The organism is Cytophagaceae bacterium, from assembly GCA_016722655.1.
Taxonomy (GTDB): Bacteria; Bacteroidota; Bacteroidia; order Cytophagales; family Spirosomataceae; genus Leadbetterella.
The window spans coordinates 557,405-570,957 of sequence record JADKIR010000005.1 but is presented as its reverse complement, the minus strand read 5'-3'; the positions used below and the strand labels follow the sequence as shown (position 1 = coordinate 570,957).

The 13,553-nt window shown below is 37.3% G+C and carries 16 protein-coding genes and 1 pseudogene; 6 read left to right on the top strand and 11 right to left on the bottom strand.

Annotated features, from left to right (window positions below; translation table 11 throughout):
• Positions 1-118 precede the first annotated feature (118 nt).
• From IPP61_18365 to IPP61_18315, 11 genes and pseudogenes are all read right to left on the bottom strand, one after another.
• Positions 119-993 (bottom strand): annotated as a pseudogene (locus tag IPP61_18365) (IS982 family transposase).
• A gap of 106 nt (positions 994-1,099) precedes the next feature.
• A complete protein-coding gene (locus tag IPP61_18360; protein ID MBL0327097.1) occupies positions 1,100-1,513 on the bottom strand; it encodes a PIN domain-containing protein in 414 nt (137 codons plus the stop codon).
• Entirely contained in the window at positions 1,510-1,752 is a 243-nt protein-coding gene (locus tag IPP61_18355) for a hypothetical protein (GenBank protein ID MBL0327096.1), read from the bottom strand. Before IPP61_18355 ends, IPP61_18360 begins: the two co-directional genes overlap by 4 nt.
• A gap of 69 nt (positions 1,753-1,821) precedes the next feature.
• Complete coding sequence (locus tag IPP61_18350; GenBank protein MBL0327095.1) at positions 1,822-2,301, bottom strand: nucleoside deaminase; 480 nt, start codon at positions 2,299-2,301, stop codon at positions 1,822-1,824.
• On the bottom strand, positions 2,298-2,777 hold the full coding sequence (gene cdd / locus IPP61_18345; GenBank protein ID MBL0327094.1) for a cytidine deaminase: 480 nt from the start codon (positions 2,775-2,777) through the stop codon (positions 2,298-2,300). The genes IPP61_18350 and cdd overlap by 4 nt, the downstream gene beginning before the upstream one ends.
• Before the next feature lie 20 nt (positions 2,778-2,797).
• Positions 2,798-3,499: a purine-nucleoside phosphorylase gene (gene deoD, locus IPP61_18340; GenBank protein ID MBL0327093.1), complete on the bottom strand. Its 702-nt coding sequence runs from the start codon at positions 3,497-3,499 to the stop codon at positions 2,798-2,800.
• A gap of 70 nt (positions 3,500-3,569) precedes the next feature.
• Complete coding sequence (locus tag IPP61_18335; GenBank protein MBL0327092.1) at positions 3,570-5,948, bottom strand: aldehyde dehydrogenase family protein; 2,379 nt, start codon at positions 5,946-5,948, stop codon at positions 3,570-3,572.
• 79 nt (positions 5,949-6,027) lie between these two features.
• The gene (deoC, locus tag IPP61_18330) at positions 6,028-7,005 is read right to left on the bottom strand and encodes a deoxyribose-phosphate aldolase (protein ID MBL0327091.1); all 978 of its coding nucleotides are present in this window, start codon (positions 7,003-7,005) and stop codon (positions 6,028-6,030) included.
• Between the two features lie 10 nt (positions 7,006-7,015).
• On the bottom strand, positions 7,016-7,900 hold the full coding sequence (locus IPP61_18325; GenBank protein ID MBL0327090.1) for a nucleoside phosphorylase: 885 nt from the start codon (positions 7,898-7,900) through the stop codon (positions 7,016-7,018).
• Positions 7,901-7,904: 4 nt separating this feature from the next.
• A complete protein-coding gene (locus tag IPP61_18320; GenBank protein MBL0327089.1) occupies positions 7,905-9,074 on the bottom strand; it encodes a phosphopentomutase in 1,170 nt (389 codons plus the stop codon).
• Between the two features lie 95 nt (positions 9,075-9,169).
• Complete coding sequence (locus IPP61_18315; protein MBL0327088.1) at positions 9,170-9,751, bottom strand: 7-carboxy-7-deazaguanine synthase QueE; 582 nt, start codon at positions 9,749-9,751, stop codon at positions 9,170-9,172.
• 224 nt (positions 9,752-9,975) lie between these two features.
• Between IPP61_18315 and IPP61_18310 the strand changes: the two genes are divergently transcribed.
• The 6 genes from IPP61_18310 (at position 9,976) to IPP61_18285 (ending at position 13,489) form a co-directional block, all read left to right on the top strand.
• On the top strand, positions 9,976-10,194 hold the full coding sequence (locus IPP61_18310; protein MBL0327087.1) for a hypothetical protein: 219 nt from the start codon (positions 9,976-9,978) through the stop codon (positions 10,192-10,194).
• A 2-nt stretch (positions 10,195-10,196) separates the two neighbouring features.
• Complete coding sequence (locus tag IPP61_18305) at positions 10,197-10,478, top strand: type II toxin-antitoxin system RelE/ParE family toxin (GenBank protein ID MBL0327086.1); 282 nt, start codon at positions 10,197-10,199, stop codon at positions 10,476-10,478.
• 103 nt (positions 10,479-10,581) lie between these two features.
• Positions 10,582-12,519, top strand: coding sequence for a (E)-4-hydroxy-3-methylbut-2-enyl-diphosphate synthase (gene ispG, locus IPP61_18300; protein ID MBL0327085.1), 1,938 nt, complete (start codon positions 10,582-10,584; stop codon positions 12,517-12,519).
• A 2-nt stretch (positions 12,520-12,521) separates the two neighbouring features.
• Positions 12,522-12,713: a hypothetical protein gene (locus IPP61_18295; protein MBL0327084.1), complete on the top strand. Its 192-nt coding sequence runs from the start codon at positions 12,522-12,524 to the stop codon at positions 12,711-12,713.
• Positions 12,710-13,066, top strand: a complete 357-nt coding sequence (locus tag IPP61_18290) for an MmcQ/YjbR family DNA-binding protein (GenBank protein MBL0327083.1) — start codon at positions 12,710-12,712, stop codon at positions 13,064-13,066. Before IPP61_18295 ends, IPP61_18290 begins: the two co-directional genes overlap by 4 nt.
• Positions 13,067-13,075: 9 nt before the next feature.
• Complete coding sequence (locus tag IPP61_18285; GenBank protein ID MBL0327082.1) at positions 13,076-13,489, top strand: gamma-glutamylcyclotransferase; 414 nt, start codon at positions 13,076-13,078, stop codon at positions 13,487-13,489.
• Positions 13,490-13,553: the final 64 nt, after the last annotated feature.

The following is a 13,553-nucleotide window of genomic DNA, read 5'->3' as shown; positions in this document are numbered from 1 at the left end:
ATTAAATTATATCACAAGATTACGGCTGTTTCGAGGAGGTTGCCAAAACCTTCATCACAAGAAAAACTGATTTTGGTCAGGTAGAATATTGAAAAGGTTATATTAACCCGTAGTGCATTTAGGAGATAGAGATTTTGATTTTATTAATATTTCTTCCATTTAAGTGGTTTATAAATTGAATAACGGTTAAAGATGTTAATTTCGTCAACAGTCTTGTTTTGAAACCTTGGAATGTTTTTGCGTAATTTCTTCTTATCATGAACTGGTCACAAAGTTGCGATAAAAGGGTTTCAATTCTCTTTCTTGATTTTTTAAAATATAACTTTGGGGCTTATAATTTTCTTGGTTTTGCCTCATTGGTACCTCCAATGTAATATTTCTTGTTTCAAACAAATCCAATTGATAATCAGCACTTAAGTATCCTTTATCACCTATTATTGTACAATTTTCAAACTCTTGTTTTATGTTTTTCATATAATGTATATCATGCACTGAGGCTTTAGTAATTTCGAAGCTTTTCAAGACTCCCTTAAGTGTAGAAACGGCATGTAATTTATATCCATAAAAATGCATTTTTTGAGAAGCACAATAACCTTTATCCGGTGCCGATTCGTAATTTTCCGTACAAATCTTAGATCTGGTAGCCCTACTCAGTTTGCAAACTTCCAATGGCATCGAATCTACAATCATATAATTTTCAAAAGGAACAAGTTCATTGGCAATGCTATTTCTTATCCTATCAATTATTCCAAACAAATTTCTTTTTCTTCTGGTAAAAACAGACCTCTCAATTTTTATAAAAATATCATCTGGCAACATTCTAAATAATTGATATTCAGAATCTATACTCAAATATTCAGCTGTTAAAACCAACGCAATAAGCTCAATATCAGATAGTTTTGGCCTCCTAATTTGATTTAAAAAATTATCTTGAACTTCAAATTTTCTTAAAACTGTTAAAATTACTTCGTAACTTTGCTTAAGGTTATTCATTTATATTTAATCGATTGGTAGTCAGTTAAATATACGACTTTTTTGTCAAAATGAATAGCCTTTTTTTATTTTTCCTCTAAATGCACTACAGGTTATATTAATATTTTTAAATGAATTCAATTGCTTGTTCCGGAGGTAGTGCTGTTATTTCCGAATCTTTAAAATCTTTTATATTTCTGGTAACTATAAAACTTATGTCTTTAATATTATTTGCACAATATATCTGAATTGAATCTTCAAAATCTTTGTACTTTGAATTTAGCCCACTTCTTAAAATCTCTAAATCAACTGGTACTATATTAACTAAATCTATTAAGTCATTGAGAATTTCACGTAATTTTTTTTCATCGATATATTTTTTCAGAATATAGTGTGTTGTTGCAATAGAATGGGAAGAAGTGTATAAAACTATTGATTGTTCTTCTGCTTTTTTGAAAATTTGAATAGCGTATTTACTAAAAGGTACTCTTTCAATTAATAAATCAATTATAATGTTGGTATCAAGATAGATTTTTTTCATAAATGTTTTTTCTCAAAATAATCCCTCAAATCCTGGTCTAAATTAGCATCTTTCGGAATTTTAACCGAACCAACTAATCTTTTTAATTTTGGAGACAAATTTTCTTCTTTTGTTTCTGCTGTAATATTTTCAAAATAATTTTCAACTATTTCAGACAAACTTCTACCAGTGTCTTTTGCGTAAGACTTAGCTTTCTCAATAATTGATTTTTCTAATGATAATGTTAACTTTGTAAGCATTGTACGTATTGTTTTTTCAAATATACGTATTCGTTATTTTTTTTCAAAATATTTCTAATTTTTTCGAATTCAATACTCCACCTTATCTCCTTTATTTTCCCAAAGTTTGAAAAGTTCCTGAGCTTCGGTGATATCGATTTGAGAAGTAGAAATTCTGCGGTTTTCGAAGGGAAGGTTTATTTCCTGATAAATAAAATCGTCGTCAAAACCGATTTTGGCAGCATCTTTTTTGGTTGAAGCAAAAACCAATCTTTGGGGTCGGGCCCAATAAATGGCTCCCAGACACATAGGGCAGGGTTCACAGGTGGAATAAATGGTGCAATCGGTCAACTGAAAACTTTTCAGTTTTTCACATGCATTTCTAATGGCCGTGATTTCGGCATGTGCGGTAGGGTCATTGGATGAGCTTACACAATTACATCCTGAAGAGATTATTTCTCCGTTTTTTACAACGATTGCCCCAAATGGCCCCCCTTTATTTTCCTTTACATTTTGGATGGCCAGATTTGCAGCAATTTTTAGAAAATGTTTGTCTTCCTCAGCGTTCATTTCTTTAATTTATCTTCAAAAGCTAAGGGCAATAATTGGCTGGCGGTTGAGAATTCAATGGTGCTGCCACCCGGTTTGTGTAATAAAACCCTATAGTCGGTTTGCTGTTCGCGTTCCATTTCTACCATCACCTGCCTGCAAACCCCACATGGCGTTACGGGGCCTACAGAATGGCTATTTGTAGCGGTAATAGCCATTGTAACTATATTTTTATCAGGGAAATTGGCATGAATAAAGTTAAGCACGGTTCTTTCTGCACAAGTTCCTGCCGGGAATGAGATATTTTCCTGATTGTTACCAATGAAAATTTCACCGCTATCCAACAGAACCGCTGCCCCAACCGGGAAATTGGAATACGGAGCATAGGCAGTTTTGCAGGCATCCAGGGCTTTCTGAATAAGGATTTGGTCCGAATTTTCCAATTCTTTTAAATCCTCAAAATACTTGTAGCCTATTTCTATTTTTTTATTTTGCATCAATTTTTTTTTGAAAATGATTAAACCACCTCCAGAGCGATTTTCATCATGTTGTTATAAGTTTGTTCTCTTTCCAGCTGACTGGCGGTTTCGCCTGTAATGATATTATCAGAAACTGTCAAAAGTGCCAGGGCTTTTGCACCAAATCGTTTTGCAATGGTGAAAAGTATCTGAGATTCCATGTCTATTCCCAATATTCCGTGTCTTTGCCATACTTCCCAGCGGTTGGGTTCTTCATCATAAAAAGTATTGGTACTAAAAACCTGGCCGGGATTAATAGAAATATTGTTTTGGTGGGCAAATTCCACCGCCTTACTCAATAAACCATAATCAGCAGTGGCAGCATAGTGCATTCCTTTGAAAATGTGATAATTGGCATCGCTATCGCCGGAGGCACTCATGGCAGCAATCACATCTCCCAAACCCAAACATGGTTGGATAGCACCACATGTACCTACTCTAATGATGTTTTTTACGCCGTAATGGTTGATAAGTTCGTGGGTGTAAATACCACAACTCCCCATTCCCATGCCGGAGCCCTGGATAGAGACCCTTTTACCTTTATAAGTGCCGGTGTAGCCATACATTCCACGGGTCTGAGAATAGCATACGGCATTTTCTAAAAAGTTTTCGGCCACAAATTTGGCTCTGAGAGGATCGCCGGGTAATAATACCGATTCAGCTATTTCGCCTTTTTTGGCTCCAATATGTAAACTTGTCATAATTTCTAAAATAGTATCTTGTTTAAAAAAGTCCACTCTTAAATCAATGCCAGAGTGATATATTTAAATTTTAGGCACCGTATGGTATCCAGATATTTTTGATTTGAGTGGCGTTTCTCAGAAATTGATCACCAAAACCTTGTCGGGAATCCAACCAGATACGATGTTTTCCGTAGTTGACCCAGGTGCGTTTCATACTTTCAGTAGCCAATGCTTCCACTTTTTCACTGCCTTCTTTGGTGCCAAAATACCAAAGTCCGTCTATATTGAAATGTTTGGCCATTTCAGAGGCGAGTTCATCTTTTCTACCCGTGATAATATTTACTGTTCCGGCGGGTACATCTGAGGTTTCGAGAATTTGGTAAAAATCTGTTGCAGAAAAAGGATGTTTTTCGGATGGAACAATTACCACATTGTTTCCCATTGCCAACGCAGGCAACAATAATGATAAAAAGCCCAAAAGTGGGTTTTCATCTGAACATACAATGCCTAAAACGCCCAATGCTTCCGGCATGGCCAGGGTAACGTTTTTTGAGGTGGTGCTATGCACCTGACCATCGTATTTGTCGGCATAAGCTGCGTAGGCAAAAATCCTTTGGATCGAGACTTCAACTTCCTTTTCAGCGTCATTTAAAGTTTGACCCGTCATAAGTGAAATCTTTTCAGCAAATTCTTTGGCTCTGGAAGATAGGTTTTCAGCAATAAAATATAAAACCTGAGCACGGGCGTGACCCGTCATACTTCCCCATGATGTGCTTCCGGCAGCCGCTTCAACTGCATTCCGGATATCTTTTCTGGTTCCTTCGGGCATTTCACCAATGTAATCACCCCAGGGATTGGTGATGTTTATAGAATATCCACTATCGGGTCTCACTTGTTTACCCCCAATATAATGTTTGGCGGTTTTGTCAATTCCTGATGGGTTAAAGTCTATTTTGGTTTTTGAAATTTTTACTTTGGGTGCATTTTCCGGGAATTCCTTTTCAACTTTCGGTTTTACATATTCAAAAAGTCCTTCCTTGCCACCTTCTCTGCCAAATCCTGATTCCCGATAACCACCAAAACCTGATGCCGCATCAAAAACATTGGAGGAGTTAATCCAAATAGTTCCGGCTTTGATTTGAGGTGCAATATCCAGAGCAAGATTGATATTCTCCGTCCAAATACTTGCCGCCAATCCATAACGGGTATTGTTGGCCAGAATTACAGCCTCTTTATGGTGACGGAAAGTCATGGCCACTAAAACTGGTCCAAATATTTCTTCCTGAGCTATAATTGAAGCTGCTGGTACATCAGTAAATAGGGTGGGAAGGTAGAATTGCCCTCCTTTTGGACATTCCCAGGTGGGCTGCCAAATTTGGTTTCCTTCTTCAATACCTTTTTTTACATAACCGTCTATGGTATTCCATTGGGTTTGGTCCACCACAGCCCCAATATCGATACATTTATCAAGAGAATTGCCCATTCTGAGCTTTTCCATGCGTTTTTTGATCTTTGAATATAATTTTTCTGCTACACTTTCCTGTACCAAAAGCCGGGAACCCGCACAACAAACCTGCCCCTGATTAAACCAGATGGCATCCACTATTCCTTCTACAACTGAGTCGAGGTCAGCATCTTCAAAGACGATGAAAGGGGATTTTCCACCTAATTCCAATGAAAGTTTTTTGCCTGAACCGGCAATAGCCTTTCTAATAATTTTTCCAACTTCGGTTGAGCCTGTGAACGCAATTTTATCAACTCCGGGATGATTTACTATTTCTGCACCAGTTTTTCCGTCACCGGTTAAAATATTGACCACTCCTATTGGCAATCCAACATTTTTACATATTTCAGCAAAAAGTAAGGCTGTCAGAGAGGTAAATTCAGCCGGTTTTAAGACGACTGTATTTCCCATGGCCAGAGCAGGTGCGATTTTCCATGATAACATCAGCATCGGAAAATTCCACGGGATTATTTGCCCAATTACTCCTACCTCCTGATAATCAGGCAATTCTGTTTCCATTAATGAAGCCCAGCCTGCATGATGGTAAAAATGTCGTGCGACCAAAGGAATATCAATGTCGCGGGTTTCCCTTACAGGTTTACCGTTGTCAAGGGATTCCAAAACCGCAAAAAGCCTGGAATGCTTCTGAACCTGACGGGCGATGGCATAAAGATATTTAGCTCTGCCATGGCCACCTAATGCTACCCATGGTTTTAATGCATTTTTGGCAGCTTTTACCGCATCATCCACATCTTTTGGATTGCCCGATGATATTTCTGCCAACTCTGAATTGTCAGAAGGATTAAACGTTTTTATAAATACCCCTGAATCGGACTTTTGCCATTCGCCATTGATAAATAACGGAAACTTCTTTTCAAATTTATCCAAAAACTTGAAAGCCTCAGAAGCGTTTTCGGGTGCCGGTCCGTAAGTCATATTTTCGAAAATTTCACTTATTTTCATATTATTTTAATTTACCTCACCCCCTGCCCCCTCCCCAAATGAGAGGGGAAATTTGAAGGTGGAAATATTTTATTCTAAATTATTGCATTGGATGGCGGAAACTAGCTGAATAAGCACCGGTTACATGGTGCTCGAGCTGTCGCTCAATATCGCCTAAAAGGCTACTGGCTCCAATTCTGAACATATTGCCATTGAGCCATTCGTCTCCCAATTCTTCTTTTATTAAAATCAACCAATCAGTGGCTTGTTTGGCCTTCTGAATGCCACCGGCAGGCTTAAAGCCTACTTTTGTGCCAGTCATTTCGAAATAATCTCTGATTGCACGGCACATTACCAGGCTCACTGCAAGGGTAGCATTTACACTTTCTTTCCCTGTGCTGGTTTTGATAAAATCGCTGCCAGCCATCATGGCCACTATGCTGGCTTTATACACTTTGGTGTAAGTTGGAATTTCTCCCGTTGCCAAAATGGATTTCATGTGAGCATCACCACAGGCTTTTTTAAATTCGGAAATTTCGTGATATAATTCTTCCCATTTATTTTCCAAAACCAAATCACGGCTGATTACGATGTCAATTTCTTTTGCACCTGCAGCCACTGAGTGTTTTATTTCACTTATTTTATCTTCAAATGAATTATTTCCGGCAGGAAAACCAGTCGAAACCGCAACGATTGGCAAATTTGATCCTTGCAGAGCTTCTTTTGCAAATGGAATCAAATTGTGATAAACACAAACTCCACCGACAGTAATTCCGGCATTTTCCATTCCCAATGCTTCCAGAATGTCCTTTCTGATAGGATTTTTTGCTTTGGCACAGAGACGCGTTACATTTCCTTTAGTATCGTCACCCGCTAGTGTAGTCAAATCAATGCAAGTTACCGCTTTGAGTAACCATGCTGCCTGCCAGTTTTTTTTGACTGTACGGCGAGCAGGTAATGTTGCGGCTCTTCTTTCAACAGCACTTTTGTTGATATTTATATGATCAAAAACCGAAGCATCATACGGTATTCCGTGATTAAGATGATCGGTTTCTATAGCTTGTTTTGCAACTGTCATATTTTTAATTTCAAATTTTAGGTAAAAATTCGAATAACATTTTCTCTATTAGCTTATTTATACTGGCATGAGAATCTTTACTAAATTCTCCCGAAAAACGATTGGCTACGATTACATTGACGGTCAATGCCCGGTGATTCATCAATCGTGATAAGCCGTAAATGGCCGAAGTTTCCATTTCAAAATTAGTGATTTTTAAATCATTATATCTGAAATCGGAAAGCCTTTCATTAAGATGTTTCTGACTTATTCCAAGCCTTAAAACACGGCCTTGCGGGCCAAAGAAACCTGTGGCAGTGGTAGTTACTCCTGCGAAAATTCCCAATCCTTTGGCTAACGATACCATATTTTCATCGGCTTTTACCAGATAGGGTTTGGGTAATTCGGGTAACCACCCGGTGTGCTTAATAAATTCACCGACAAATCCTTCATCATTGAGTTCTTTGCCATTTTCATAATAATAAATCAAGCCATCCAGACCTAAACCATACTCTCCGGCCACAAAACTATCTACCGGAATTTCTTTCTGCAAAGCTCCTGATGTGCCCATTCTGATAAATGTAACTTGCTTATGCTCAGGTTTAATAGTTTTGTTTTTTAGGTCAATATTGGCTACTGCATCAAGTTCGCTGAGAACAATATCGATGTTATCTGTTCCCATTCCGGTTGAAACCACAGAAACTCTCCGGCCTTTAACCGTGCCGGTATGGGTCACGATTTCACGTTTTTGGGTTTTAAATTCAATATTATCAAAATATGAACTTACCACCGGCACTCTGTCAGGGTCACCTACCAAAAAAACAATATCTGCAAGGTTTTCCGCATGAAGATTACAATGATAAACACTGCTGTCGGAATTAAGCACTAGTTCTGAAGACGCTAATAAATCAGCCATAATCTTAATTTAATATTTGAGGTAAATAGCTCACTCCATTGGTAGAAAAATCTATGCCAAAAGCATCGGCTATGGTGGCGGCTATATCTGCAAACGTACTCCTTGTACCAATATTTTCACCTTTTTTTACTTTTTCACCTACATTAAGTATCGGAATATACTCCCGAGTGTGGTCTGTGCCATGATGCGTCGGGTCATTTCCGTGGTCCGCCGTGATAATCAACAAATCGTCGGGCTGTAGAGCTGCCATGAGTTTTGGCAGAAATATATCAAATTCTTCGATGGCTTTGGCATATCCTTCCACGTCTCTTCGGTGGCCAAAATGCATATCAAAATCAACCAGATTCGTAAATATCAATCCACTTTCCATTTGTTCGAGTGCCGCCAGGGTTTGTTGCATGCCTTCAGCGTTATTGGCTGTTTTAATATGGGAAGAAATCCCTTTTTCTGCAAAAATATCCCAAATTTTACCTACTGCATGCACCTCAATACCGTTTTCTGTCAAACCATCTAGTATAGTATGTGGCGGCAAAGTGGCGCAGTCTTTTCTTCGTGATGTTCTTTTGAAATTACCCGGAGTGCCTTCAAATGGTCTGGCAATTACCCGACCCACTTCCAGGTCGTCCACCAGCATTTCCCGGGCTATTTTACATATTTCATATTGTCTTTCTATAGGAATAATCCCTTCATGTATAGCAATCTGGAATACACTGTCGGCGGAAGTATAAACAATCGGAAAGCCGGTTTTTATGTGTTCTTCCCCCAGATTATCAATAATTTCTGTGCCTGATGCTGAAATATTTCCGATGGTTTTGGTGCCAATTTTTTCTTCGAATTTTTTGATAAAATTCTCAGGGAAACCTGTTTCAGTAAAAGTCGGAAAAGGTTTTTCTAGTGTAACGCCTGCAATTTCCCAATGTCCTGTGGTAGTGTCTTTACCGGCGGAAACCTCTGCGGCTTTTCCAAAAGCACTTAAAGGATTGTTGGTTTTTGGGATAATGTTTTCAGGAACAATATTTCCAAGTCCTAAAGCAATAAGATTAGGTGTTTTGATTTGTGGATATTTTTCAAAAATATGACCTAAAGTATTTGCTCCCAGATCATTGTAAAGGTTGGCGTCGGGTAATTCTCCAATACCCACACTGTCAAGCACGATTAAAATAACTCTGTTCATTTAATATAGTTTGTCGAAAAAGGGCAGCTAAGTTAGATATTTTTTTGTTTTTAGCTAAAAATATTGCAAAAAATGACATCTGCTTGATTTCCAAATCAGGGGATATCAAGGTATTTATGTGTTTGCAGACTCATGCTCCATTTTGGATTTGCTTTAATATAATCAATTATCAAAGGTGTTATTTTTTCTCTTTTATCCCACTCTGGTTGCAGGAATAGGTTACATTCCGGGTTTACCAGGGTTGCATATTTTTCTGCAAATTCAAAATCAGATTTATTGAAAATGATGATTTTTAGTTCATTGGCTTTGGTGTAGATTTCCGGAAGTGGTTCTTTGAATTTTTTGGGAGAAAAGCATACCCAATCCCAGTTTCCGGTAAATGGATGAGCACCTGAAGTCTCAATATTGGTTCTGAAACCTGCACTTTTTAAGGCCTGAGTGAGTTCATCCAAATTGTACATAAGTGGTTCACCTCCAGTGATTACAGCAATACTTTTGGGGAACTCTGAAGCTTGATTTACAATTTTTTCAACAGAATATTTCGGATGGACCTCGGCATCCCATGACTCTTTTACATCACACCATACACACCCCACATCACAACCACCCAACCTGATAAAATAGGCCGCATGTCCAGAATAATGCCCTTCGCCCTGAAGCGTATAAAAAGCTTCCATCACCGGAAGCATATTTTTTTCTATTATTTCCATATTTAGGTGCAAAATTATGTGTTTTTTCGTTTTTAATTTTAGAATTGAAATATTCCTTTCTGATTTGAAGGTTTTGTAATCATTTTTCCATTTAATAATCAAAAAAAATAATTTGTTTTTGTCAAAAATATATTTCTTTTGTGAAGGAAATAATTTTGTTTTAAATATTTAAAAATCAAGCGGCTATTAAAATGACAGCATCTACAATTAATAAATATAAGACTTATCTGTATGATGAGAATGGGAAGCCGGTTGCACTTCAATTGGATTTGAAAAATAAGAAATTTAAAGATTATATTGAAGAGATGATTGAAGATTATGAAGATACTTTAGTTGCTATGGAAAGGGAAAATGGCGAAACTATTGATGCTTCTGATGTAGAGAGAAGAGTTCTGGCACTTCAGAAATAATTTTGGAATTTATAATAAAATATCACAAAGCTGCTGATAAAGAATTATCTAAACTCCAACCCAGCTTACAACTTGAAATAATAAAGTTGGTAAAAGGTCTCGCTCAGAATCCAAAACCTACAGGATATAAAAAACTCAAAGGGTATAAAAGCCAGAGGACTCCCGGTAAAGAGTGTTTTCGAATTCGATTTAGGAATTATAGAATTATATACACAGTTGATGATGAGATTATTACTATTGAAATAATCAAAATAGCCCACAGAAGAGAAGTTTATACCCATTAATGTTCTTATACACAATTTTTTACAATACTCTTAAAAACAAACTCCTGATTTTTCTGTTTTAAACTTATCCCTTGTTTATTTTTGCACAAAAAAATACTTTTTAATGTCATATTGTGATTCCTTTAGCCAATACTCGCGTAGAAAAACCAATCAGGTAAAAATCGGTGATTTATGGATGGGTTCAGACTACCCGATAAGAGTGCAGTCAATGACTACCATCGATACCATGGATACTGAAGGCTCTATTGCCCAGAGTATCAGGATGATTGAGAGTGGTTGCGAATTGGTGAGAATCACAGCTCCGAGTGTGAAAGAAGCACAAAATCTGGAGAACATTAAGAAAGGGCTTCGTGCTGCCGGTTTTAGTACCCCATTGGTGGCCGACATACACTTTACCCCAAATGCGGCAGAACTGGCAGCCCGGATAGTAGAAAAGGTGAGGGTGAATCCGGGAAACTACGCCGATAAGAAAAGATTTGAAGTAATTGATTATACTGATGCCTCGTATCAGGATGAGCTGAACAGGATTAGAGACCGATTTTTGCCATTGGTAAAAATCTGTAAAGAATACGGCACTGCCATGAGAATTGGTACCAATCACGGCTCACTTTCTGACCGTATTTTGAGCAGATATGGTGATACTCCCAAAGGTATGGTTGAATCTGCCCTGGAATTCCTGAAAATTTGCGAGGATGAGAACTATTTCAATATCGTGATTTCTATGAAATCATCGAACCCGCAGGTGATGGTTCAGGCTTACCGACTTCTTTGTCAACGACTTGAGGAAGAAAAAATGAAACCTTATCCACTTCATTTGGGTGTAACTGAGGCGGGGGAAGGTGAAGATGGCCGGATAAAATCCTCCATGGGAATTGGTACATTATTGGAAGACGGACTGGGTGACACAGTAAGAGTCAGCCTTACCGAAGATCCTGAATTTGAAGCACCGGTTGCCAGAAAATTAATCGACAGATATTCCCCAAATCCCGGGAATTTTGATTTGGAGGAAATTCAGAATTTAAAATATGATTCATTTTCTTACAAGAGAAGAAAGACTACTGAAACGGGCATAATTGGCGGCCATTTGGTACCTCGGGTAATTGCTGATTTTTCTGATAAACAGAATATTAAAATTGAGAATTTGAAGTCTATCGGTCATTTTTATTTGCCATTACCTGATAAATGGGCTATGAATGACCTCGGTGCTGATTTTATTTATTCCGGTAAAAATCAGATTGACTTTATGCTTCCCAATGGATTGAAGGAAATTCTGGATTTTGAGATTTGGTCACATCACCCTGATCAAAAAAATAAAATTTCACTGTTCGATATCGATAATTACAAAAATGCCTCTGAATACGATTTGGGGCAGTTTTTTGTAAAATCTAAAACTAGTGAGGTAAGTGATGAACTGATAGACTTTTTGGAAGTTTCAAAACACGCAATTCTAGTTCTTGAATCAGAAAGACCCAATGCATATCCTGATTTTAGGGTTGTTTATAATAAGATATATGAGCTAAAAACCCCGGTCATTCTTTCAAAAAAATATACAAATTTTTCGGATGAAGATTTGCAGTTGTTTGCCGCTACAGATTTAGGTGGATGTTTTATTGATGGATTTGGAGATGGAATTATGATAAGTGCAGAAAACAAAACCGTTGCAAACAGTCTGGCCTTTGGTATTCTGCAGGCAGCACGTACCCGGATGTCAAAAACTGAGTACATTAGCTGCCCTTCTTGCGGTAGAACACTATTTGACCTACAGGAAACCACGGCAATGATCAGGAAACGCACCGATCACTTAAAAGGAATTAAAATTGGAATCATGGGTTGTATCGTAAATGGTCCGGGCGAGATGGCAGATGCTGATTATGGGTACGTGGGAATAGGAAAAGATAAGATATCGTTATATCGGGGGCAGGAAGTGGTAAAAAGATCAGTAAATTCGCAGAATGCTGTGGAAGAACTGATAGAATTAATCAAAGAAGATGGTAATTGGATTGAGTCTTCGGCAGAAAATGAACTTTTAAAAACATTATAATTATGGCTAGTTGGAAAGAAATGGTAAAAGTTGGACCTGTATTCAATTATTTTGGCAGGGTTTTTAGAAAAGATACCTCCGGAAAATTTCCCTCAAGTGACAACCTCAGAATCATGCATGGCATCAACAAGATTTCTATAGTAATGTTCTTGATTGCAGTTTTGGTGATGTTATACCGGGCCTTTTTGAGATGAATATCGAAGAACTGCGTGATTTTTGCCTTTCATTTAAAGGTGTAACCGAAGAATTGCCCTTTGGACCTGACACACTTGTGTTTAAAGTGATGGGTAAAATGTTTGCGTTGTTGCCTCTAGACCGTGAAGAATTAGTCATAAGTTTAAAAAATACTCCAGACCGAAATGCGGAACTCCGTCAGGAATATCCTTTTATTCAAGGGGCATTCCACATGAACAAAACCCACTGGAACATGGTTTTTATTGATTTTTCAGTAAAAAGCAACCTGGTCAAAGAATTAGTTACAGATTCATACAATCTGGTAGTTGAAAGTTTGACAAAAAAACTAAAGTCTGAACTCCAGAATATCTAATTTTTTAAAGTGGAAAAGGAATATCTTTTTGTTTATGGAACACTCCTAAATTCTTTTCCAAAAAATCCTTTCAAAAATTCTTTTCATAAGAATGCCAGTTATTTAGGTGCCGGTAAAATTTCAGCAAAACTTTATGATTTGGGTAAATATCCGGGTATTGTAAAAAATATTGAAGGTGAGAATTTCTATGTTTTTGGTGAAATATATGAAATTTTAAATCCTAAGTTTCTTCAGGTCCTTGATGAATATGAAAACTATTTTCCAGAAAATTTATCAAAATCGGAATACACAAGAGAAAAAATAAATGTAAACCTGATTAATAATGGGCAAGAATTAATGACTTGGGTATATTGGTACAATAATTTACCCAATGACGCATTATTTATAGAAAGTGGCGATTATATCGGGTATCTTGTGGACTAAATATTTCATTATTATTTTTTACATTATTAACTTTGCACCTTCATTTTAGTGAACCTTAAAACAA